Consider the following 22,729-nt stretch of genomic DNA (forward strand, 5'->3'; position numbering starts at 1 on the left):
TCCATGACGACAAAACTCGAGACCCTTGAACTCGCCCTGAAAAATGCATTGGGCGAGGGCGCCGCTATTTCCGTGGCGCTGGGCGAAGTGACGGTGGTGGTCAAGTCCGCGGACTACCTCAAGACGATGCAGACCCTGCGCGATGAGCGCAGCCTGGCATTCGAACAAATGATCGACCTGTGCGGCGTCGACTACTCGCAATACGGCGAAGGCACCTATGAGGGCCCGCGCTTCGCGGTCGTGGTGCACCTGCTGTCGCTCGAGAAGAACTGGCGCGTCCGCGTGCGCGTGTTCTGCCCGGACGACGACATGCCGCTGGTCGAATCGATCACCGGCATCTGGCGCGCCGCCAACTGGTTCGAGCGCGAAGCGTTCGACATGTTCGGCATCCTGTTCGACGGCCACGGCGACCTGCGCCGCATCCTGACCGACTACGGTTTCATCGGCCACCCGTTCCGCAAGGACTTCCCGATCTCGGGCTACGTCGAAATGCGCTACGACCCGGAACAGAAACGCGTGATCTACCAACCCGTCACGATCGAGCCGCGCGAGAACATCCCGCGCGTGATTCGCGAAGAGACCTACGGGACGAAATAATGGCTGAGCTTAAGAACTACACCCTGAACTTTGGTCCGCAGCACCCGGCAGCGCACGGCGTGCTGCGCCTGGTGCTCGAACTCGACGGCGAGGTGATCCAGCGCGCCGACCCGCACATCGGCCTGCTGCACCGCGGCACCGAGAAGCTGGCCGAAACCCGCACCTACCTGCAGTCGGTTCCGTACATGGACCGCCTCGACTACGTGTCGATGATGTGCAACGAACACGGCTATGTGCTGGCGATCGAAAAGCTGCTCGGCATCGAAGCGCCGATCCGCGCCCAGTACATCCGCACGATGTTCGACGAGGTGACCCGCATCCTGAACCACCTGATGTGGCTCGGCGCGCACGCGCTGGACATCGGCGCCATGGGCCCGTTCCTGTACTGCTTCCGCGACCGCGAAGACCTGTTCGACGTCTATGAAGCCGTGTCGGGCGCGCGCATGCACGCGGCCTATTACCGTCCGGGCGGCGTGTACCGCGACCTGCCGGACACCATGCCGCAGCACAAGCAGTCGCCGATCCGCAGCGCCAAGGCGATCGCCGAGCTGAACGAACACCGCCAGGGTTCGGTCATCGACTTCCTGGACGCGTTCACGAAGCGCTTCGACGGCTATGTCGACGAGTACGAAACCCTGCTGACCGATAACCGTATCTGGAAGCAGCGTACCGTCGGCATCGGTGTCGTCAGTCCGGAAGACGCGAAGGCCATGGGCTTTACCGGCGCCATGCTGCGCGGCTCGGGCATCGCCTGGGACTTGCGCAAGCACCAGCCTTATGCGGCCTACGACAAGGTCGAGTTCGATATCCCGGTCGGCACCAACGGCGACTCCTACGACCGCTACCTGGTGCGCGTGGAAGAACTGCGCCAGTCGAACCGCATCATCAAGCAGTGCCTGGCCTGGCTGCGCGCCAATCCCGGCCCGGTGATGATCGACAATAACAAGATCGCGCCGCCGAACCGGATGGACATGAAGTCCAATATGGAATCGCTGATCCACCACTTCAAGCTGTTCACCGAAGGCTTCCACGTCCCAGAGGGCGAGGCCTACGCCGCGGTCGAGCACCCGAAGGGCGAGTTCGGCATCTATATCGTCTCCGACGGCGCCAACAAGCCATACCGCCTGAAAATCCGCACCCCGGACTACGTCCACCTGCAGAGCCTCGACGAGATGGCACGCGGCCACATGATCGCTGACGCGGTGGCCATTATCGGTACCCAGGACATCGTGTTCGGCAGTATCGACAGGTAATCAGAGGGCAGAGAAAAACTATGTTATCCGCGCAGTGCTATCAAAAAATCGATCGCGAGCTGGCCAAGTACCCAGCCGATCAACGCCAGTCGGCCGTGATGGCTTCGCTGGCCCACGCCCAGGTCGAACTGGGCTGGCTGTCGCCTGAAACCATGCAGGAGATTGCCGACTACATCGGCATGCCGGCCATCGCCGTGCAGGAAGTGGCGACTTTCTACAATATGTTCAACATCAAGCCGGTCGGCCAGCACAAGATCACCGTGTGCACCAACCTGCCATGCGCGCTGTCGGGCGGCGAACACGCGGCCCAGCGCATCAAGGACGCGCTCGGCATCGGTTTCCGCGACACCACCGCCGACGGCAAATTCACGCTGATGGAAGGCGAGTGCATGGGCGCCTGCGGCGACGCACCGGTCATGCTGGTGAACAACCACCGCATGTGTTCGTTCATGAGCGACGCCAAGATCGACGCCCTGCTTGAGGAACTGAACAAATGACCAGCCTGCACGACCGTCACATCAAACCGCTGATCCTCGCCAACCTGAACGGCGAAAACTGGCACCTGTCCGATTACGTCAATCGTGGCGGCTATTCGGCACTGCGCCGCATCATCGAAGAAAAGATCACGCCGGAACAGATCATTGCCGACATGAAGGCCTCGGGCCTGCGTGGCCGCGGCGGTGCGGGCTTCCCGACCGGCCTGAAGTGGAGCTTCATGCCGCGCCAGTTCCCGGGCCAGAAATACCTCGTCTGCAATACCGACGAAGGCGAGCCGGGCACGTTCAAGGACCGCGACATCATCCGCTACAACCCGCATGCGCTGATCGAGGGCATGGCCATCGGCGCCTACGCGATGGGCATCACCGTGGGCTACAACTACATCCACGGCGAGATCTTCGAAGACTACCTGCGTTTCGAGGAAGCGCTCGAAGAAGCGCGCGCGGCGGGCTTTTTGGGCGATAACATCCTGGGTTCGACCTTCTCGTTCCAGCTGCACGCCCACCACGGCTATGGCGCCTATATCTGCGGCGAAGAAACCGCCTTGCTCGAGTCGCTCGAAGGCAAGAAGGGACAGCCGCGCTTCAAGCCGCCATTCCCGGCCTCGTTCGGCCTGTACGGCAAGCCGACGACGATCAACAACACCGAGACCTTCGCGGCGGTGCCGTTCATCCTGAACATCGGCGCCGAGAACTACATGGCGCTGGGCAAGCCGAACAACGGCGGCACCAAGATCTTCTCGATCTCGGGCGACGTCGAGCGTCCGGGCAACTACGAAGTCCCGCTGGGTACGCCATTCGCGACCTTGATGGAGCTGGCCGGCGGCATGCGCGGCGGCAAGAAGATCAAGGCCGTCATCCCGGGCGGTTCATCGGCGCCTGTCGTTCCCGGCGACCTGATGATGCAGACCGACCTCGACTACGATTCGATCGCGAAAGCCGGTTCGATGCTGGGGTCGGGCGCCGTCATCGTCATGGACGAGACCCGCTGCATGGTCAAGTCGCTGCTGCGCCTGTCGTACTTCTATTACGAAGAATCGTGCGGCCAGTGCACCCCGTGCCGTGAAGGCACCGGCTGGATGTACCGCATGGTCCACCGCATCGAGAACGGCCAGGGCCGTCCGGAAGACATGGACCTGCTGAACAACATCGCCGACAACATCAAGGGCCGCACCATCTGCGCGCTCGGCGATGCGGCCGCGATGCCAGTCCAGGCGATGATCAAGCACTTCCGCCAGGAATTTGAATATCACATCGAGCACAAGCACTGCCTCGTGCCCGCATACCTTTAAACCAGGTCAGGTAACGATCAAATGGTTGAAATCGAATTAGACGGCAAGAAAGTCGAAGTCCCACCGGGTTCCATGGTGATGGACGCCGCAAACAAACTCGGCACCTATATTCCGCACTTCTGCTATCACAAGAAATTGTCGATCGCCGCGAACTGCCGCATGTGCCTGGTCGAAGTGGAGAAGGCGCCCAAGCCCTTGCCAGCATGCGCCACGCCAGTGTCGCCCGGCATGATCGTGCGCAGCCACAGCGACAAGGCCGTGCAGGCGCAGAAGTCGGTGATGGAATTCCTGCTCATTAACCACCCGCTGGATTGCCCGATCTGCGACCAGGGCGGCGAATGCCAGCTGCAGGATCTGGCCGTCGGCTACGGCAAGAGCGGCTCGCGCTACGAAGAAGAAAAACGCGTGGTGGCCCCGAAGGAAGCGGGCCCCTTGATCTCGATGGAAGAGATGTCGCGCTGCATCCAGTGCACCCGTTGCGTGCGTTTCGGCCAAGAGGTTGCCGGCGTCATGGAATTCGGCATGCTGGGCCGCGGCGAACACTCCGAGATCACCACCTTCGTCGGCAAGACCGTCGACTCGGAAGTGTCCGGTAACATGATCGACCTGTGCCCGGTCGGCGCGCTCACCAGCAAGCCGTTCCGCTACTCGGCGCGTCCATGGGAACTGCAGCGCCGCAAGTCGGTCTCGCCGCACGATTCGCTGGGCGCCAACCTGATCGTCCAGGTCAAGGGCGGCAAGGTCATGCGCGTGCTGCCGCTCGAGAACGAAGCGGTCAACGAGTGCTGGCTGTCCGATAAAGAGCGCTTCTCGTACGAGGCGCTGGACAATGCCGACCGTCTCACCAAGCCGATGATCAAGCAGGACAACAAGTGGATCGAGACCGAGTGGTCGACGGCCCTCGAATATGTTGCCCACGGCCTGCGCAATATCCGCCACGAGCACGGCGCCGACAGCCTCGCGGCCGTCGCCACCGCCCACTCGACCGTGGAAGAACTGCACCTCTTGAACAAGGCCTTCCGCGGCTTCGGCTCGGAGAACGTCGATTTCCGCCTGCGCCAGAGCGACTTCGCGCTGGACGGCGAAGTGACCCCATGGCTGGGCATGCCGATCGCGCAACTGTCGACCCTGAAGCGCGCGCTCGTCATCGGTTCGTTCCTGCGCAAGGATCACCCGCTGGTCACCACCCGCCTGCGCGCCGCCACCAAGGCCGGCCTGCGCCTGTCGGTGCTGGGCGGCAGCGACGAGGCACTCTTGATGAAGGTCGCCCACAAGCTGGTGGCGGCGCCGAGCGACTGGCTGGTCGCGCTGTCGGAAGTCGTGGTCGCCATCGCCGCCGACAAGAACATCGCCGTCCCGGCCGGTTTCGAAGGCATCGAGGCATCGGACGCGGCCAGGGCCATCGCCGCCTCGCTGGTCGTCGTCGGTGACGTCGACGTGCCAGGCGCCATCCTGCTGGGCAACGCCGCCGCACAACACCCGCAAGCTTCGAAGATCCACGCCGCCGCGCAATGGATCGCCGAGCAGACCGGTTGCTCGTTCGGCTACCTGGTCGACGCCGCCAACACCGTCGGCGGCCACTTGGTGGGCGCGACGTCCGGCAAGAAGGAACACATCTTCGCCACGCCGAAGAAAGCCTATGTGCTGCTGAACGCCGAACCGGAACTGGATGCGGCCAACCCGCAGCAGGCCTTCGCCGCGCTGCAGCAGGCCGAGATGGTCGTCGCGATGTCCGCCTTCAAGCATGGCATGGATTACGCCGACGTCTTGCTGCCGATCGCGCCGTTCTCGGAAACCTCGGGCACGTTCGTGAACTGCGAAGGCCGCGCACAGAGCTTCAACGGCACCGTGCGCCCGCTGGGCGAGGCCCGTCCGGCCTGGAAAGTGCTGCGCGTGCTGGGCAACCTGCTGGGCTTGACCGGCTTCGACTACGACACCTCGGAAGCGATCCGCGACGAAGTCTTCGGCAAGGGCAATACCGACCTGGCCGCCAAGCTGAACAACGTGGCGCAACTGGCCCCCACCGCGGGCAGCTACGCCCCGGCCGGCCAGCTCGAGCGCCTGACCGACGTGCCGGTGTACTTCACCGACGCACTGGCCCGCCGCTCCGAGCCGCTGCAGCGCACCGCCGACGCCAACGCGCCGCTGGTCACGCTGTCGAAAGCGGTCGCCGAATCGATCGGCGTGCTTGCGGGCGACAAGGTCAAGGTCACCCAGGGTAACGGCTCGGCCGTCCTGGTCGCCAATGTCGACCAGAGCCTGCCGTCGAACGCGGTGCGTGTCGCCGCCGGCCACCCGGCCGTGGCCACGCTCGGCGCCATGTTCGGTTCCATCCAAGTTGAAAAAGCAGGGGAGGGCAAGTAATGGCAACGCCCGGTTACATCGATTCATTCAACGCCGGCGGCGCCGATTTGCTCGGCCCGGTCTGGCCTCTGGTCTGGACCATCATCAAGATCGTCGCGGTGGTCGCACCGCTGATGATCGCGATCGCCTACGCCACCCTGTGGGAACGTAAATTCATCGGCTGGATCCAGATCCGTATCGGCCCGAACCGCGTCGGTCCCGGTGGCCTGCTGCAGCCGATGGCCGATGGCCTGAAGCTCCTGATCAAGGAAATCGTGATCCCGGCCAAGGCGAACCGCAACCTGTTCATCATCGGCCCGATCATGACGATCATGCCGGCGCTGGCGGCCTGGTCGGTGGTGCCGTTCGGCCCGCAGTTCGCGCTGGCCGACGTCAATGCCGGCGTGCTGCTGCTGCTGGCCATCACCTCGGTCGAAGTCTACGGCATCATCATCGCCGGCTGGGCCTCGAACTCGAAGTACTCGTTCATGGGCGCGATGCGCGCCTCGGCGCAGATGATCTCGTACGAAATCCCGATGGGCTTCGTGCTGGTGGTCGTGCTGATGGTGTCGGGCACCCTGAACCTGTCGGGCATCGTCGCCGGCCAGCAAGTGGGCATGTTCGCCGACATGGGGATCAATTTCCTGTCGTGGAACTGGCTGCCGCTGTTCCCGCTGTTCATCATCTACCTCGTATCGGGCCTGGCCGAATGCGGCCGTCACCCGTTCGACGTGATCGAAGGCGAATCGGAAATCGTGGCCGGCCACATGGTCGAGTATTCGGGCATGTCGTACGCGATGTTCATGCTGGCCGAATACGGCAACATGATCCTGATCGGCACCCTGGCGTCGCTGTTCTTCATGGGCGGCTGGTCGGCGCCGTTCGCCTTCCTGGAAGTGGGCGGCACCATTGGCGGCTTCATCGGCTTCTTCTGGCTGTTCCTGAAGGCCTTCCTGTTCGTGACCTTCTTCATCTGGGTCCGCGGTACCTTCCCACGCTACCGCTATGACCAGATCATGCGCCTGGGCTGGAAAGTATTCATCCCGCTGACCCTGATCTGGCTGGTCGTCGTCGCCGTCTGGATGCAGACGCCGTGGAATATTTGGAAGTAAGGAAAGCATCATGTCCAGAATGAAAGAAATCCTCGGCAGCCTGATGCTGACCGAGTTGATCAAGGGCCTCGCCCTGACCGGGAAATATGCGCTGTCGCGCAAGATCACGGTCCAGTACCCGGAAGAAAAGACCCCCATGTCGAACCGGTTCCGCGGTTTGCATGCGCTGCGCCGCTATCCCAACGGGGAAGAGCGCTGCATCGCCTGCAAGCTGTGCGAAGCGGTATGCCCGGCCATGGCGATCACGATCGAGTCAAGCCAGCGCGACGACGGCACCCGCCGCACCACGCGCTACGACATCGACCTGACCAAGTGCATCTTCTGCGGCTTCTGCGAAGAATCGTGCCCGGTCGACTCGATCGTGGAAACCCACGTGCTGGAATACCACGGCGAGAAACGCGGCGATCTCTACTACACCAAGGAGATGCTGCTCGCCGTGGGCGACCGCTACGAGGCCGACATCGCCGCCGCCCGCGAGGCGGACGCGAAGTACCGCTAATAACAATAGGGTCCTGGGTAAGTCATGACATTTACAACTGTTCTGTTCTACGTGTTCGCGGCCATCATGGTGCTGGCCGCACTGCGCGTCATCACGGCCAAGAATCCGGTCCACGCCGCGCTGTTCCTGGTGCTGGCCTTCTTCAATGCGGCCGGTATCTGGCTGCTGCTGAAGGCCGAGTTCCTCGCCATCGTGCTGGTGCTGGTCTATGTCGGCGCCGTCATGGTGCTGTTCCTCTTCGTCGTCATGATGCTCGACATTAATATCGACCGCATGCGCGAAGGCTTCTGGGGCTACCTGCCCGTGGCGTCCATCGTCGGTGGCCTGATCGTGATCGAGATGGGTGTCGTGCTGTGGCATGGCTACAGCAACTTCGAGCAAAGCGCCGAGGCGGCCGCCCTGAACATCGGCGGCACCAAGGAGCTGGGCCTGCAGATCTACACGCGCTACATCTACGGCTTCGAGATCGCCGCCGTGGTGCTGCTGGTGGCGATCATCGCCGCCGTCGCCCTGACTTTGCGCAAGCGCAAGGACACCAAAGCCATCGACCCGGGCCAGGCGGTTCGCGTCAAGCGTAACGACCGCCTGAAGATCGTCAAGGTCGAGACGGTCAACCAGCGCGCCATCGACGCAGCGAACGTCGAGAAAGCCGCCGCAGCCAGCGCCGCTGCCGCAGCCGCCGGATCGCCGGCAGCACCTAAGGAGCAAAAATGACTTTGACGCTCGCACACTACCTGATCCTGGGCGCGATCCTGTTCGCGATCTCGGTGGTCGGCATCTTCCTGAACCGGAAGAACATCATCATCCTGCTGATGGCCATCGAACTGATGCTGCTGGCGGTGAACCTGAACTTCATCGCGTTTTCCCACTACCTGGGCGACGCGGCGGGGCAGATCTTCGTGTTCTTCATTTTGACCGTCGCGGCCGCCGAATCTGCAATCGGCCTGGCGATCCTGGTGGTCCTGTTCCGTAACCTGGACACGATCAACGTGGAAGACCTCGACAGCCTCAAAGGCTGATGAGCTCGGCTCGATAACTAATAACGAATAAGGTTCAACATGGCGGGGCAAATTTCAACCTCACTCTTATTGGCGGTGCCTCTGGCGCCGCTGGCGGGCTCGGCGATTGCCGGCCTGCTGGGCACCAAGTTCCTCGGTAATGTCGTCGGTCGCAAGGTGTCGCATACGGCGACCATCCTCGGTGTCGCGATCGCGCTGGTCATCTCGGTCATGACCCTGATGGAAACGCTAAAGGGCTTCAAGCTCAACCAGGATATCTACACCTGGATGACGGTCGGCACGCTCAAGCTCGCCGTCGGCTTCCAGATCGACACCCTGACCGCGATGATGATGTGCGTCGTGACCTCGGTGTCGCTGATGGTCCACATCTACACGATCGGCTACATGGCCGAGGATGACGGCTACAACCGCTTCTTCTCGTACATCTCGCTGTTCACGTTCGCGATGCTGATGCTGGTCATGTCCAACAACTTCCTGCAGCTGTTCTTCGGCTGGGAAGCGGTGGGCCTGGTCTCGTACCTCCTGATCGGCTTCTGGTACACGCGTCCGACCGCGATCTTCGCCAACATGAAGGCCTTCCTGGTCAACCGTGTCGGCGACTTCGGCTTCATCCTCGGTATCGGCCTGCTGCTGGCCGCCTCGGGATCGATGAACTACGCCGAAGTGTTCGAAAAGGCCGACCAGCTGGCCCTGATGACCGTGCCGGGCACCGACTGGCCGCTCTTGACCGCCGCCTGCATCTGCCTGTTCATCGGCGCGATGGGCAAGTCGGCGCAGTTCCCGCTGCACGTCTGGCTGCCCGACTCGATGGAAGGCCCGACCCCGATCTCGGCACTGATTCACGCCGCGACCATGGTTACCGCCGGCATCTTCATGGTGTCGCGCATGTCGCCGCTGTTCGAGCTGTCGGATGGCGCACTGTCGTTCATCATCGTCATCGGTTCGATCACCGCGCTGTTCATGGGCTTCCTGGGCATCATCCAGAACGACATCAAGCGCGTCGTCGCTTACTCGACGCTGTCGCAGCTCGGTTACATGACCGTCGCGCTGGGCGTGTCGGCCTACTCGGTCGCCGCCTTCCACCTGATGACCCACGCGTTCTTCAAGGCGCTGCTGTTCCTTGGCGCCGGTTCGGTCATCATCGGCATGCACCACGACCAGGACATGCGCAATATGGGCGGCCTTCGCAAGTACATGCCGATCACCTGGATCACCTCGCTGATCGGTTCGCTGGCGCTGATCGGTACCCCGTTGTTCTCGGGCTTCTACTCGAAGGATTCGATCATCGAGGCGGTACACGCAAGCAACCTGCCGGGTTCGGGCTTCGCCAACTTCGCGGTGCTGGCCGGCGTGTTCGTCACGGCGTTCTACTCGTTCCGCATGTATTTCCTGGTGTTCCATGGCGAAGAGCGTTTCGGCAAGGCACATGCACACGATCATCATGCGCATGACGACCATGCCCATGACGCGCATCACAAGACCGCGGCCGCAGGCCATGGTCACGACGATCCGCACGCACTGCACGATTCGGGCGCGCACCATGAAGAAGACGCACACGACGACCACGCGCACCACGGCCTGGCCCCGGGCCAGAAGCCGCACGAGTCGCCCTGGGTGGTGACCCTGCCGCTGATCCTGCTGGCGATCCCGTCGGTCATCGTCGGCTACCTGGCGATCGGTCCCATGTTGCACGGCGATTTCTTCGATGGCGTGATCACCGTCAATCCGGCACACCCTGCGATGGCAGAACTCGGCGAGATGTTCCACGGCGCCGGCGCGATGGCCCTGCACGGCCTGCAGACCGCACCGTTCTGGCTGGCACTGGCTGGCGTTGTCGCCGCCTATTACTGCTATATGGTCAACCCGCGCGTGCCGGCCTGGTTCTACGCCAAGCTCAAGCCACTGCACACGCTGCTGGACAACAAGTACTACATGGATGCGTTCAACCAGAAGGTCTTCGCTGGCGGCGCACTCGGCGTGGGCAAGGGCCTGTGGAATGTCGGCGACCGCAGCCTGATCGACGGCCTGGTCGTCAATGGCAGCGCCAAGCTGGTGGGCTGGTTCTCGACCGTCACCAAGCGCGCGCAGACCGGTTACATCTATCACTATGCGTTCGTGATGATCGTCGGCGTACTGGCAGCGATGCTGTACTTCTTCCCGTTCTGGCGCGGTTAATCACAGGCAGAGATAAAGAAAAATGATGCAGTCAACAATTTCTACGTTTCCACCGTACCTGAGCCTGGCAATCTGGCTCCCGATCCTGTTCGGCGTGCTGGTCCTGGCCATCGGCCGCGACAAGAACGCCGGGATGGTGCGCATGATGTCGCTCGCCGGCGCCGTCGTCAGCCTGCTGCCGACGATCCCGCTGATCGCCAATTTCGATAACACCACGGTCGGCATGCAGTTCTATGAGCAAGCTGCCTGGATCGAGCGCTTCAATATCTTCTACCGCCTCGGCGTGGACGGCCTGTCGCTGTGGTTCGTGCCGCTGACCGCCTTCATCACCATCATCGTGGTGCTGGCGGCATGGCAGGTGATCGAAGAACGCGTGGCCCAGTACATGGGCTCGTTCCTGATCCTGTCGGGCCTCATGATCGGCGTGTTCTGCGCGCTGGACGGCCTGCTGTTTTACTTCTTCTTCGAAGCCACGCTGATCCCGATGTTCATCATCATCGGCGTGTTCGGCGGCCCGAACCGCGTGTACGCGGCGTTCAAGTTCTTCCTGTACACCTTCTTCGGTTCGCTGCTGACCCTGGTCGCGATCGTCTACCTGTACAACAAGTCGGGTTCGTTCGACATCCTGGCCTGGCATGACCTGCCACTGACGATGAACGAACAGATCCTGATCTTCATCGCCTTCTTCATGGCCTTCGCCGTGAAAGTGCCGATGTGGCCGGTGCACACCTGGCTGCCGGACGCCCACGTCGAAGCGCCGACCGGTGGTTCGGTCGTGCTGGCCGCGATCATGCTGAAGCTGGGCGCCTATGGCTTCCTGCGTTTTTCGCTGCCGATCACCCCGGACGCAAGCCAGTACCTGGCGCCGGTCGTCATCGCTTTGTCGCTCGTGGCCGTGATCTACATCGGCCTGGTGGCCCTGGTGCAAAAGGACATGAAGAAACTGGTCGCCTATTCGTCGATCGCGCACATGGGCTTCGTCACCCTGGGCTTCTTCATGTTCAACGACCTGGGCGTGCAGGGCGGCCTGATGCAGGCGATCTCGCACGGCTTCGTGTCGGGCGCGATGTTCCTGTGCATCGGCGTGCTGTACGACCGTGTGCACTCGCGTGAAATCGCTGACTACGGTGGTGTCGTGAACACCATGCCGAAGTTCGCCGCCTTCGCCGTGCTGTTCTCGATGGCCAATGCGGGCCTGCCGGCCACCTCGGGCTTTATCGGCGAATTCATGGTGATCCTGGGCGCCGTCGAGTTCAACTTCTGGACCGGTGTCGCCTCGGGTACCGCCCTGATCCTGGGCGCGGCCTACTCGCTGTGGATGGTCAAGCGCGTCATCTTCGGGCCAGTGGCCAACAAGAAAGTCGCCGCGTTGACCGACCTGAACGGCCGCGAGTTCGCCATCCTGTCGGTGCTGGCCATCGCCACCCTGGCAATGGGCCTGTACCCGGCGCCGATCGCCGAGACGCTGCAAGTGTCGGTCACCGACCTCCTGCAACACGTCGCAGTCAGCAAAGTGCCTCAATAAAACGCCATGAATGAAATGAACTCGACCCTGTTATCGGCGACCGACACCAATCTGGCGCCGGTCTATGCCGAAATCTTCCTCTTGATCGCCACATCGGCGATCCTGCTGATCGACCTGTTCCTGAAAGAGGGCAAGCGCAACCTGACGTATGGCCTGTCGCTGCTGGCGATCGGCGGCTGCGCGATCTTCTCCTTCATGGACTTCGATTCGGGCGCGACCGTATACACCTTCAGTGGCATGTACGTGTCGGACCCGATGTCGAACCTGCTCAAGATGTTCACCTACCTGGCCACGGCCATGACCATCGTCTACTCGCGCCAGTATGCCGGCGCGCGCGGCATGATGTCGGGCAACCTGGGCGGGGAGTTCTACACGCTCGCGCTGTTCTCGATGCTCGGCCAGATGATCATGATCTCCGGTAACAGCATGCTGTCGATCTACCTGGGCCTGGAACTGATGTCGCTGTCGCTGTACGCCCTCGTGGCGCTGCGCCGCGATCACGCGGTGTCGACCGAAGCGGCGATGAAGTACTTCATCCTGGGCGCGCTGGCGTCGGGCTTCCTGCTGTACGGCATCTCGATGATCTACGGCGCGACCGGTTCGCTCGACATCAACACCATCGCGCAAGTCACCGCGCTCGATACCGCCAACCGCACCATCCTGGTGTTCGGCCTGGTGTTCGTGGTGGCCGGCCTGGCCTTCAAGCTGGGCGTGGTGCCGTTCCACATGTGGGTGCCCGACGTCGTGCAAGGTTCGCCGACCGCCGTGACCCTGCTGCTGGGCGGCGCGCCGAAGATCGCCACCTTCGCCATCGTGATCCGCCTGCTGGCCGAAGCGCTGCCGTCGATGGCCTTCGACTGGCAGCAGATGCTGCTGGTGGTCGCCGTGCTGTCGCTGGCCTTCGGTAACGTCACCGCGATCGCGCAGACCAATATCAAGCGCATGCTGGCCTACTCGACCATCGCGCAGATGGGCTTCGTGGTGCTGGCCCTGGTGGTCGGCAACGTCGATGGCGACACGACCAACGCGGCCGCCGCCTACAGCGCCGCGATGTACTACACCATCATCTACGTGTTGACCACGGTCGGTACCTTCGGCCTGATCATGATGCTGGCGCGTGCCGGCCATGAGGCCGAGCTGATCAGCGACTTCAAGGGTCTCGGCAAGCGCAGCCCATGGTTCGCGATCGTCGCCACGATCCTGATGTTCTCGTTGGCCGGCGTGCCGCCGATGGTGGGCTTCATCGCCAAGTACGCCGTGATCCAGGCCGTCGCCAACGCCGGCATGGTGTGGCTGGCCGTCGTGGCCGTGATGTTCTCGCTGATCGGTGCGTTCTACTACCTGCGCATCGTCAAGACCATCTGGTTCGATGATGCTGTCGATACCGCCGCGATCTCGACTCCGACCGACATGCGCGTCATCATGTCGCTCAACGGCGTGGCCGTGGTGGTGCTGGGCGTGATTCCTGGCGGCCTGCTGGCGATCTGCTACAGCGCCATGCAGGCGACCCTGGCGAACTGACGCCATGGACAGCTCGCTGGCCGCATTGCTGGTGATCGCCCTCGCACTGGCGGGGGCCAACCTGCCGTTCGTGAACGAGCGCCTGTTCGGGTTCGTGCCGGTCCCGGCAAGCAAGGCGGCGGGCGAGGGCCGCAACAAGGCCTTCGTGTTGCGCCTGCTCGAACTGGTGGTCCTGTACTTCCTGGTCGGGCTGGTCGCGAAGCTGCTGGAGTCGCGCATCGGCTCGGTGTTCGTGCAGACCTGGGAGTTCTATGCGGTCACCGGCTGCATGTTCCTGGTGCTGGCGTTTCCCGGTTTCGTGATGCGGTACATGCGCAAGCGGCGCTGAGCCCAGGCGTTACCGCCAGCACGTCGTTCCCGCCAAGCCGCCCGGCGAGGGCGGGAACGACGTTTTTGGGCCACCGAAAATGCCGGTGCGCCCGCTCCGTCGACGACGCGTTTGGCTTATGATCTTCCCATCTGCGTAACGAATGGAGCATACCGTGTCGGAGCTGAAAGAAACCCGCATCGATGGCGGCGTCGTCTACGATGGCCATTTTTTGAAAGTCGAGAAGGACCGCATCCGCCTGCCGGACGGCTCGGAGAGCCAGCGCGAGTTCTTCCGCCATCCCGGCGCCGTCGTGATCCTGCCGCTGCTGTCCGACGGCCGTGTGCTGCTCGAGCGCCAGTTCCGTTATCCGAACGCGCAGGTATTCATCGAATTCCCGGCCGGCAAGATCGATCCGGGCGAAGACCATCTCGAAAGCGCCAAGCGCGAACTCAAGGAAGAGACGGGCTACACGGCGGGACGCTGGCGCTTCGTCTGCACCATCCACAACGCGATCGCCTATTCGGACGAGCACCTCGAGATCTTCCTGGCCGAAGACCTGACCGCGGGCGAGCAGCAGCTCGACGCCGGCGAGTTCCTGGAAACCTTCACCGCCACCGTACCCGAGCTGCTCGAGATGGTGCGCCGGGGCGAGATCACCGACGTCAAGACCATCATCGGGACCTTCTGGCTCGAGAAAATCCTGGCCGGCAACTGGACGCCGGCCTGACGACCATGCGGCCGTGCACGATGCTAGCTGCGTCACTGCCGACCGCCGTGCTGCTCGGCTTGGCCGCACCGGCCGCGGCGCAGGCGCGCACGCCGTTCCAGGCGCAGTGCGAAGATACCCTCGGCGAGACGATCTCCGTGCTGTCCAGCCGGCGCGAAGGGTATCGCGTGGACACCTCGCGTTCGTACTTCGACCTGACCCGGCTGAAGGGCAATGTGCGGCGTGGTTCCTGGGTCCTGGGCCTGACCCATACCGAGGCGCGGGTGAGCATCAAGGTCGGCGGGCGCATGCTCACGGACCCGGCGAGCGGCTACGAATGCGTGGCGCCGCGCATCGACGTCAACCTGTATTACGCGCCGATCGTGATCTATGTCAGTCGCGAGTTCCCGTCAGGATCTTGCTCGTACCAAGAAGTGCTGGACCACGAACTGCGTCACTTGCGCACTTACCAGGATTTCCTGCCGCATGCCGAAACCATCGTGCGTGCGCGGCTGGCGGCGCGCTTTGCCGGCAAGCCCCTGTACGCGCCGATCGGGCAGGCGCGATCCCTGCTCCAGCGCGAAGTCGACCGCAGCTGGATGCCCTACATTAAACGCGAGATGGAAAAGGTCGAAGTCTTGCAGGCCGCCATTGATACGCCGCAGGAATACGCCCGCCTGGGCAAGGTTTGCGCAGGTGAGGTACAGTCTTTGCTTAGACAGGCTTCACGAAGCAGTTCATGACCACGAAACAGACGAACGCGGCATTGCCACGACATGAGTCACGACATGAATCACGACATGCGTCACGGCATGTCGCCCTCATTCCGGCCGCCGGCGTCGGCGCCCGCATGGCGGCCGGCAGCCCCAAGCAATACCTGGCGATCGGCGCCAAGCCCATGCTGCGCCACACGGTCGACGCCTTCCTTTCCAGCGCGCTGATTGCCCACACCTACGTTGTCGTAAGCGCCGACGATCCCTTCATCGACGATGTGCTCCCCGACGCGCAGCACGACGGCCACCGGGTCACGGTGCTGCGCTGCGGCGGCGCGACCCGCATGGAGTCGATCCGCAACGGCCTGCGCGCCATGCGCGACGCCATTGCCGACACCGACCACGTGCTAGTGCATGACGCGGCGCGCCCCGGGCTGAACGCCGCGCTGATCGAACGCCTGATCGTCGAGACCGGCGAGCATGCGGCCGGCGGCCTGCTGGCCTTGCCCGTGGTCGACACCGTCAAGCGCGGCGGCGACGGCAATCTCGCCACCGTCCCGCGCGACGGCCTGTGGCTGGCCCAGACCCCGCAGATGTTCACCTACGCGCTGCTGTGCCGCGCGCTCGACGCGGCGACCGACCCGGCCGCGATTACCGACGACGCCAGTGCGGTTGAAGCGCTGGGCCTTGCCCCCAGATTGGTGGAAGGCCATCCGCGCAACCTGAAAGTCACGCTGCCATCCGACATCCGTATCGCCGAGATGTACCTGGCAATCGACACTACCACTTGATCGACATCGAAGAAACACGACCATGGCACTCGCATCCTACAATCCCCGTCCTCCGTTTCGCATCGGCACCGGCTACGACAACCACGCGCTGGTCGAAGGCCGCAAGCTGATCGTCGGCGGTGTCGCCATTCCGCACCGCCTGGGCCTGCTGGGCCATTCCGACGCCGACGTGCTGCTGCATGCGATCATCGATTCGCTGCTGGGAGCGGCCGCGCTGGGCGATATCGGCAAGCACTTCCCGGATACCGACCCGATGTTCGCCGGCGCCGACTCGCGCACGCTGCTGCGCGAAGTGGCGCACCGCGTGCTGAACTCGGGCTATACGATCGGCAATATCGACGCCACGATCATCGCCCAGCAGCCGAAGATGGCGCCGCACATCCCGCTGATGGTGTCGCGCATCGCCGAAGACCTGGGCGTGTCGCCACAGCAGGTCAATATCAAGGCCAAGACCAACGAGAAGCTGGGCTATCTCGGCCGTGAAGAGGGCATGGCGGCGCACTCGACCGCTCTCCTGATCCGGGCGTCGACCGACTAGTATTGACGGGCTCCGGCACAGGTCGACAAGGCAATCTATAATTGCCTGATGCCCAACGCCAACTTAACGCTCTCGCCGCGCGCGGCCTGGACCCTGGTCCTGGTTGCCAGCGCCATCATGATGATCACGATGGGCGCGCGGCTGACCACCGGCCTGTTCCTGTCGCCGCTGAACACCGCGACCGGGCTCGGCGTGGCCAGCATCAGCTTCGTGATGGCGGTGGCCCAGCTGATGTGGGGAGTGGCCCAGCCGGTGTTCGGCGCCGTCGCCGATAAATACGGGCCGGGCAGGGTGATCGCCCTCGGCGGCGTGATGCTGGCGGCCGGCACCGCCGCCACGCCCTTCGTCGACTCGCAATGGGCGCTGCTGCTGACCATGGGCTTCCTGTCGGCGGCCGGCGCGGGCGCCGGCAGTTTCTCGATCCTGATCGGCGCCACCGCCCAGCGCCTGCCCGTCGAGCGGCGCGCCTTTGCCTCGGGCTTCATCAATGCCGGCGGTTCCTTCGGCCAGTTCGTGTTCGCGCCGCTGATGGGCGCCATCATCGCCGGCGCCGGCTGGATCTGGGCCATGCTGACCATGGCTGGCGCTACCTTGTTGACCATTCCGCTGGCCTGGCCGCTGCGCCGCAAGCCCGCCACCGCAGCCACTACCGCAGCCGCGCCGGCCGTGTCCGCCGCCAACGCCCCCGCCGCGAACGCCCAGCCGCCCGCGCCCCCGATCGCCCTGGGCCAGCAACTGCGCCAGGCCGCGCGCGACCGCAGTTATTTGTGCCTGCACGCCGGCTTCTTCACCTGCGGCTTCCACATCGCCTTCCTGGTCACCCACCTGCCGGGCGAGGTCGCGCTGTGCGGCCTGCCGGCCAGCGTCTCGGCGGCCGCCCTGGCGCTGATCGGCCTGTTCAACATCGCCGGCAGCCTGGGCGCCGGGATGCTGGCCTCGCGCTACCGCATGAAGTCGCTGCTGTTCTGGATCTACGCCAGCCGCGCCGTGCTGGTCGGCGTGTACCTCCTGGCGCCAAAGACCGAATGGACCTTCTACCTGTTCGCCGCCGCGCTTGGCGCCACCTGGCTGGCCACGGTCCCGCCGACTGCCGGCCTGGTCGGCAAGCTGTTCGGCGTGCGCTACCTGGCGACCCTGTTCGGCATGACCCTGCTGTCGCACCAGATCGGCGGTTTCTTCGGCGCCTGGCTGGGCGGCCTGGCCGTGGTGCAGACGGGCGATTATTCCTGGATGTGGTATGCCGACATGGTGCTCGCGCTGGCCGCGGCGCTGGTGAACCTGCCGATCCGCGAAGCGGCGGTGGTGCGCGCGCCGAAGCTCGCGGGGGCCTGACGATGGCGCGCGACGCCTGGGCCTACCGTGAGCTCGTCGTCGAATCGGCGGTCGATACACGTAGCGGCAAGCCGCGCATCCGGCCGGTGTCGGGGCAGGCCTTTGCGACCGATTTGCGGGTACAGTGTTCGCGCCGCCTGCTCGACACCGAACGGTATCCGGTCGGCACGCGCTTCCTGCTATCGGTTCGCATTACCGACCGCCAGGGCGGCGCGCCGTTCCTGTATGCGTGGCATGGCGACCCGGTGAAGGTCATGAACAAGACGCAGGTGAAGCGCTTCCTGCAGATGTATCGGCGCTTGCGCCTGTAAGGCGGGAAATGAACAGGCCGCGCACCGCAGCCTTGGTCGTTCAGTCGATGGCAGGAGGCGCAGCACCAGCCCCGGTCGCCAGTACGAACAGGCTCAGGGCGATCCCGGTGCCGGCGATGGTCGCCAGCAGCGCCGCGGTGCGCGGCCGGGCATGCTTGTGCGAGCGCCAGGCCGCATCGAGCAAGCCGACCCCGATCACCAGGTTCACGAACAGCATGGCGTCCATCGTCACTCCTCGGTCGGGCGCGGGTTCAATCCCAGTCCAGCGCGCCTTTTTTCCATTCGTAGGCCAGGCCGATGGTCAGCAGGCCCAGGAAGACCATCATGGCCCAGAAGCCGGTCGAGCCGATATCGGTGACGACCACCGCCCATGGCACCAGGAAGGCCACTTCCAGGTCGAACAGGATGAACAGGATCGCGACCAGGTAGAAGCGCACGTCGAACTGCATGCGCGCGTCGCCGAAGGCTTCGAAACCGCATTCATATTGCGACAGCTTCTCGGGATCGGGGCGATGCGGGCCCAGTACACGGCCCAGCACCTGTGGCGCGACGCCAACCAGGATGCCGATGATGATGAACATGAGTACGGGGAAGTATTCTTCGAGGTTCATGGATCTGCTGCGCCCTGGGGCGCGTAGGTTGATGAAAGCGGACGTGCGTAGTCGTTGCCTGCACGCTGCGGGTGTCGTTGCATTACTGCGCGTGGCGCCGCTGGGCAAAGTCGGGCCCGATTCTAACTGGATATGAACCTGTTGCCAACCGTGCATTTGCATGCAGATGATGTGCTTACGCTGGTATTTACAGGCATTTTCGTGCATTACGCACTCTGTAGGCGAAAGCCGCTATCATCAGGGGTTGGCAAAACGACCTCATCCAATCCAATAAAGGAACATCATGGCTACGAAAAAAATCGCTGTCCTCGTCGGCAGCCTGCGCAAGGACTCGTACACCCGCCGCGTCGCCCATAGCCTGATCGAACTTGCGCCCGCCGGCCTCGCGCTGTCCATCGTCGAACTGCGCGACCTGCCGCTCTATAACGAGGACGACGAGACCGACCCGCCGCCGGCCGCCTTCGCGGCGTTTCGCGACGCGATCCGCCAGGCCGACGGCATCCTGTTCTGCACCCCGGAATACAACCGCTCGGTGCCGGGCGCGCTCAAGAACGCGATCGACGTCGGCTCGCGCCCTTACGGCAGGGCGGCCTTCGCGGACAAGCCGTGCGCCGTCGTCAGCGTGTCGCCGGGCGCCCTCGGAGGCTTCGGGGCCAACCACCACCTGCGCCAGATGCTGCCGTTCCTGAACATGCCGACCATGCCTGCGCCGGAAGCCTATGTCGGCGGAGTCGCCGGCAAATACGAAGGCGAGCGGCTGACGGACGAATCGTCGCGGGCCTTCTTCCAGAAGTTCATGGGCGCTTTCGACGCCTGGGTGGAGCAGCATGCCGCCTGATGCGCCGCAGCCGAACTACGGCTCGGCTGCACAGCAAGATCCGCCGGCCAGATGATTCGCGCGACCGACAGCAAGATCGTTCCGCCACCGCCGCGTGACCTGCCCACGCTGCTGGGCCGGCCACCCGGCGGCTGGCGCGCGCGCATGTTCGACGTCATCTTCGGCAACGACACGCCGGCCGGCCGTCGTTTCGACATCGCCCTGGTGATCCTGATCCTGCTGAGCATCCTGGTCGTGATCCTCGACAGCGTGCCGGCCATCTACAGCCAGTATTCAGGCGTGACCTCGGTGCTCGAGTGGGGATTCACGCTGCTGTTCACGGTGGAGTACGTCGCGCGCCTGGTGTGCGTGCAGCGCCCGGTGCGCTATGCGCGCAGCTTCTACGGGATCATCGACCTGGTGTCGGTGCTGCCGACCTATCTGTCGCTGCTGCTGCCCGGCAGCCAGGTCTTCCTGGACGTGCGCATCCTGCGCCTGCTGCGGGTCTTTCGGATCTTCAAGCTGACCCTCTACATCGAGGAGTACACGCGCCTGGGCGAAGCCCTGGTCGCGAGCCGGCGCAAGATCATGGTGTTCCTGTCCGTGGTGCTGATGCTGATCCTGATCCTCGGCACCGTGATGTACGTGATCGAGGGACCCGAGAACGGTTTCACCAGCATCCCGATGTCGATGTACTGGGCCACGGTAACCATCACCACGGTCGGTTATGGCGACATGGTGCCGCACACGCCGGTGGGCAAGGCGATCGCCTCGTTCATGGTGCTGATCGGCTGGGGCATCCTGGCGGTGCCGACCGGGATCGTGAGCGCCGAGATGACATCGCAGAAGCTGTCGCGCCACGCCCCGCGCGGCACGCCGCGCCAGTGCGGCGCCTGCGGCAGCGGCGACCATGACCCGCGGGCCCACTTCTGCAAGGATTGCGGTGCGCAACTGGCGCCGGCGCATGGGTAGGACGGCGGGCAGCGCGCACCACGATGGCGAGCGCTGCACCGCGATCGTTCAGGCCATGGCGGCGTGCATGGCGAATCTTGCCGGTGCGTGCAATGGTGCATGCACCGGCGGACGCGGCGGCGCAGGGCGGGCCAGCGTGACCGGCTGCGGCACCGAGGCGTCGCGCTCGAGCCAGTAGTTGAACTGGCCGAAGCTCGGCAGCGCGCCGGCATCGACATCCTGGAAGAAGTCGTCGAGCATCTGGCGATAGGCGGCGCGGCGCGAGAAAGCGTCGTTGCTGGCTGCATAGCGCGCGGCGGCGGCGCGGAAGATCGCGCGCATCTTTTCGTCGGCATTGGTGCCGGTGGCGGCATCCTTGCGCGGGCGTCCGCGCTTGATGCCGGCCGTGACCGCACGGGTGCGGCCCGGGGCGCCCGAGTTGCCGTAGTCCGGCAGCAGCGCATCGGGCGACTGGCCGCGTTCCCAGTAGCGGCGCAGGTAGCGCAGCACGCTCGACTTCGAGATGCCGTGGGCGGCGGCATAGGCGGCGATCAGCCCGGCGCGCTGGCGCGGATCGTACAGCGCGCGGCGGTCGGCGTGCAGCGTACGCACCGCCGACCACGCCTTGGCCTGCAGGTTCAGGTAGCCCTGCGGCACCACGTCGCGCGGCGGCGCCGCCGCGAAGGGATCGACCAGCAGGCGGCGCGCGTGGCCGCAGGCCAGCGCGTCTTCGAGCGCCGCCACCCTTACCGGCTCGGGCATGGCCGCATGGCTGCCCAGTTGATAGGTCCAGGCCAGCGCCCCATCGATCCACAGCACGCGGATCGTCCGGCCCGGCATGCCGGCATAGTCGACTACATCGTTTTGTCCAATCATCGCCATCTCCACAAAGCTCAGGTGACATCCACCGTGCTTTCTGACATGCAAGGATCGGGCCAGCCCGAATGCTGGCTTGCGTGCAAAGGTGGTGCACCTCAACTGTGCACGTACTAGGGTGATGTGGAGCGACTGACAAGACCATTCGATACCTCCAACAGATGAGCGAGCAGGCGAGCGAAAGAGATGCCTGCTGGATATCTGCTCGTCGTTCATGTCGCATGCGTAGCCTGCCATGCCAAGGCTACCGGAAGAAATCGCACAATCGATGCTTTGGATTTGCGTAGTTTGACTGAAGTGGAGACTTGGAATGCCTAACAAAACCGGTTACTTGCTCTGACTGCAACATGCTCGTACGCTGAGCCATACCGACCGTCCGCTATCGGCCAAAAGCGGTCGTCAGTGGCACGCTTCAACTCAGCCTTCAGGCGCCCGCATTTCGGCGGCCTGAGAATTCACAACCTTGCACTTCTCTTCAGGCATACCGTAGCGCTTTGTCCAGTGTACAGACTATGGATACTCTCGTAGGCGTACTGCTACTTCGCTCGCCGGGCAGCCATGCTCGGCCGCCTACTTAACCGCCGCAATCTTGAATTCTTCCGTGTACCGATTTCTACTCATACTTCTCCTTGTGCCCAACATTATGGCTTGAAGGGTCTACGGAACTCATGGCGATTCAATAGAAAGTGGAAGCGCAGTGGCCGAGAATGCTTCGACGGCGAAGACTAAAAACAAGAAGGCATGGCTTGCAGCTTTTCGAAGAAGAAGGATGGGGTACCGTAGATCGAACGGCACAGCGCTAAAATTGAAGAGGCCCGAAAGGGGACCTGTCAGAAATTCTGTGTGCGGGGCCAGAATTCGTAGTTAGATAATTGCGTTCGTGAAGCGCTCGCCGAACATGATGGCGAACTGGTTGGCAGCCTGCTTCCAGGTACGCTGC

Annotated in this window: 24 protein-coding genes; 21 read left to right on the forward strand and 3 right to left on the reverse strand. The window is 63.6% G+C overall.

The genetic code is table 11. The features are described from left to right. The first annotated feature begins 3 nt into the window (after positions 1–3). From AC56KW_RS24245 to AC56KW_RS24335, 19 genes are all read left to right on the forward strand, one after another. On the forward strand, positions 4–597 hold the full coding sequence (locus AC56KW_RS24245; protein WP_497173187.1) for an NADH-quinone oxidoreductase subunit C: 594 nt from the start codon (positions 4–6) through the stop codon (positions 595–597). Then, on the forward strand, positions 597–1,850 hold the full coding sequence (locus AC56KW_RS24250; RefSeq protein WP_497173188.1) for an NADH-quinone oxidoreductase subunit D: 1,254 nt from the start codon (positions 597–599) through the stop codon (positions 1,848–1,850). The genes AC56KW_RS24245 and AC56KW_RS24250 overlap by 1 nt, the downstream gene beginning before the upstream one ends. Before the next feature lie 20 nt (positions 1,851–1,870). Then, positions 1,871–2,347, forward strand: a complete 477-nt coding sequence (nuoE, locus tag AC56KW_RS24255) for an NADH-quinone oxidoreductase subunit NuoE (RefSeq protein ID WP_497173189.1) — start codon at positions 1,871–1,873, stop codon at positions 2,345–2,347. Then, entirely contained in the window at positions 2,344–3,639 is a 1,296-nt protein-coding gene (nuoF, locus tag AC56KW_RS24260; RefSeq protein ID WP_497173190.1) for an NADH-quinone oxidoreductase subunit NuoF, read from the forward strand. Before nuoE ends, nuoF begins: the two co-directional genes overlap by 4 nt. 21 nt (positions 3,640–3,660) lie before the next feature. Further along, a complete protein-coding gene (gene nuoG / locus AC56KW_RS24265; protein ID WP_497173191.1) occupies positions 3,661–6,003 on the forward strand; it encodes an NADH-quinone oxidoreductase subunit NuoG in 2,343 nt (780 codons plus the stop codon). Beyond that, positions 6,003–7,094 (forward strand): NADH-quinone oxidoreductase subunit NuoH, encoded by a 1,092-nt coding sequence (gene nuoH / locus AC56KW_RS24270; protein ID WP_123067875.1) that lies wholly within the window; start codon positions 6,003–6,005, stop codon positions 7,092–7,094. Before nuoG ends, nuoH begins: the two co-directional genes overlap by 1 nt. Before the next feature lie 10 nt (positions 7,095–7,104). Further along, entirely contained in the window at positions 7,105–7,593 is a 489-nt protein-coding gene (gene nuoI, locus AC56KW_RS24275) for an NADH-quinone oxidoreductase subunit NuoI (RefSeq protein WP_137173402.1), read from the forward strand. A 24-nt stretch (positions 7,594–7,617) separates the two neighbouring features. Beyond that, a complete protein-coding gene (locus AC56KW_RS24280) occupies positions 7,618–8,307 on the forward strand; it encodes an NADH-quinone oxidoreductase subunit J (protein ID WP_497173192.1) in 690 nt (229 codons plus the stop codon). Continuing rightward, positions 8,304–8,612 (forward strand): NADH-quinone oxidoreductase subunit NuoK, encoded by a 309-nt coding sequence (nuoK, locus tag AC56KW_RS24285; protein WP_123067878.1) that lies wholly within the window; start codon positions 8,304–8,306, stop codon positions 8,610–8,612. The genes AC56KW_RS24280 and nuoK overlap by 4 nt, the downstream gene beginning before the upstream one ends. Before the next feature lie 39 nt (positions 8,613–8,651). After that, positions 8,652–10,787: an NADH-quinone oxidoreductase subunit L gene (nuoL, locus tag AC56KW_RS24290; protein WP_497173193.1), complete on the forward strand. Its 2,136-nt coding sequence runs from the start codon at positions 8,652–8,654 to the stop codon at positions 10,785–10,787. A gap of 22 nt (positions 10,788–10,809) precedes the next feature. Next, entirely contained in the window at positions 10,810–12,312 is a 1,503-nt protein-coding gene (locus AC56KW_RS24295; RefSeq protein ID WP_497173194.1) for an NADH-quinone oxidoreductase subunit M, read from the forward strand. 6 nt (positions 12,313–12,318) lie between these two features. Continuing rightward, positions 12,319–13,833 carry an NADH-quinone oxidoreductase subunit NuoN gene (gene nuoN / locus AC56KW_RS24300; protein WP_497173195.1) on the forward strand — a complete coding sequence of 505 codons (1,515 nt, stop codon included), beginning with the start codon at positions 12,319–12,321 and terminating at the stop codon, positions 13,831–13,833. 4 nt (positions 13,834–13,837) lie between these two features. Further along, the gene (locus AC56KW_RS24305; protein WP_497173196.1) at positions 13,838–14,161 is read left to right on the forward strand and encodes a DUF2818 family protein; all 324 of its coding nucleotides are present in this window, start codon (positions 13,838–13,840) and stop codon (positions 14,159–14,161) included. 142 nt (positions 14,162–14,303) lie between these two features. Then, positions 14,304–14,870, forward strand: coding sequence for an NUDIX domain-containing protein (locus AC56KW_RS24310; RefSeq protein WP_497173197.1), 567 nt, complete (start codon positions 14,304–14,306; stop codon positions 14,868–14,870). Positions 14,871–14,890: 20 nt separating this feature from the next. Next, complete coding sequence (locus AC56KW_RS24315) at positions 14,891–15,592, forward strand: hypothetical protein (protein ID WP_497173198.1); 702 nt, start codon at positions 14,891–14,893, stop codon at positions 15,590–15,592. Next, positions 15,589–16,353 (forward strand): 2-C-methyl-D-erythritol 4-phosphate cytidylyltransferase, encoded by a 765-nt coding sequence (ispD, locus tag AC56KW_RS24320; RefSeq protein WP_497173199.1) that lies wholly within the window; start codon positions 15,589–15,591, stop codon positions 16,351–16,353. Before AC56KW_RS24315 ends, ispD begins: the two co-directional genes overlap by 4 nt. 22 nt (positions 16,354–16,375) lie before the next feature. Further along, complete coding sequence (gene ispF, locus AC56KW_RS24325) at positions 16,376–16,891, forward strand: 2-C-methyl-D-erythritol 2,4-cyclodiphosphate synthase (RefSeq protein WP_497173200.1); 516 nt, start codon at positions 16,376–16,378, stop codon at positions 16,889–16,891. Between the two features lie 48 nt (positions 16,892–16,939). Then, positions 16,940–18,223 carry an MFS transporter gene (locus tag AC56KW_RS24330; protein WP_497173201.1) on the forward strand — a complete coding sequence of 428 codons (1,284 nt, stop codon included), beginning with the start codon at positions 16,940–16,942 and terminating at the stop codon, positions 18,221–18,223. A 2-nt stretch (positions 18,224–18,225) separates the two neighbouring features. After that, positions 18,226–18,534, forward strand: coding sequence for a hypothetical protein (locus AC56KW_RS24335; protein ID WP_497173202.1), 309 nt, complete (start codon positions 18,226–18,228; stop codon positions 18,532–18,534). A 40-nt stretch (positions 18,535–18,574) separates the two neighbouring features. On the opposite strand, the gene AC56KW_RS24340 is transcribed toward AC56KW_RS24335, so the two are convergent. After that, the gene (locus AC56KW_RS24340) at positions 18,575–18,760 is read right to left on the reverse strand and encodes a hypothetical protein (RefSeq protein ID WP_497173203.1); all 186 of its coding nucleotides are present in this window, start codon (positions 18,758–18,760) and stop codon (positions 18,575–18,577) included. A gap of 25 nt (positions 18,761–18,785) precedes the next feature. Then, complete coding sequence (locus AC56KW_RS24345) at positions 18,786–19,145, reverse strand: NADH-quinone oxidoreductase subunit A (RefSeq protein WP_109347086.1); 360 nt, start codon at positions 19,143–19,145, stop codon at positions 18,786–18,788. Between the two features lie 283 nt (positions 19,146–19,428). Between AC56KW_RS24345 and AC56KW_RS24350 the strand changes: the two genes are divergently transcribed. Further along, the gene (locus AC56KW_RS24350) at positions 19,429–19,983 is read left to right on the forward strand and encodes an NADPH-dependent FMN reductase (RefSeq protein ID WP_497173204.1); all 555 of its coding nucleotides are present in this window, start codon (positions 19,429–19,431) and stop codon (positions 19,981–19,983) included. A gap of 51 nt (positions 19,984–20,034) precedes the next feature. Beyond that, a complete protein-coding gene (locus AC56KW_RS24355; RefSeq protein ID WP_497173205.1) occupies positions 20,035–20,934 on the forward strand; it encodes an ion transporter in 900 nt (299 codons plus the stop codon). Between the two features lie 48 nt (positions 20,935–20,982). On the opposite strand, the gene AC56KW_RS24360 is transcribed toward AC56KW_RS24355, so the two are convergent. Further along, the gene (locus tag AC56KW_RS24360; protein ID WP_497173206.1) at positions 20,983–21,789 is read right to left on the reverse strand and encodes a hypothetical protein; all 807 of its coding nucleotides are present in this window, start codon (positions 21,787–21,789) and stop codon (positions 20,983–20,985) included. Between the last annotated feature and the right edge of the window lie 940 nt (positions 21,790–22,729).

It is taken from the genome of Telluria sp. RT2P19, assembly GCF_059685725.1.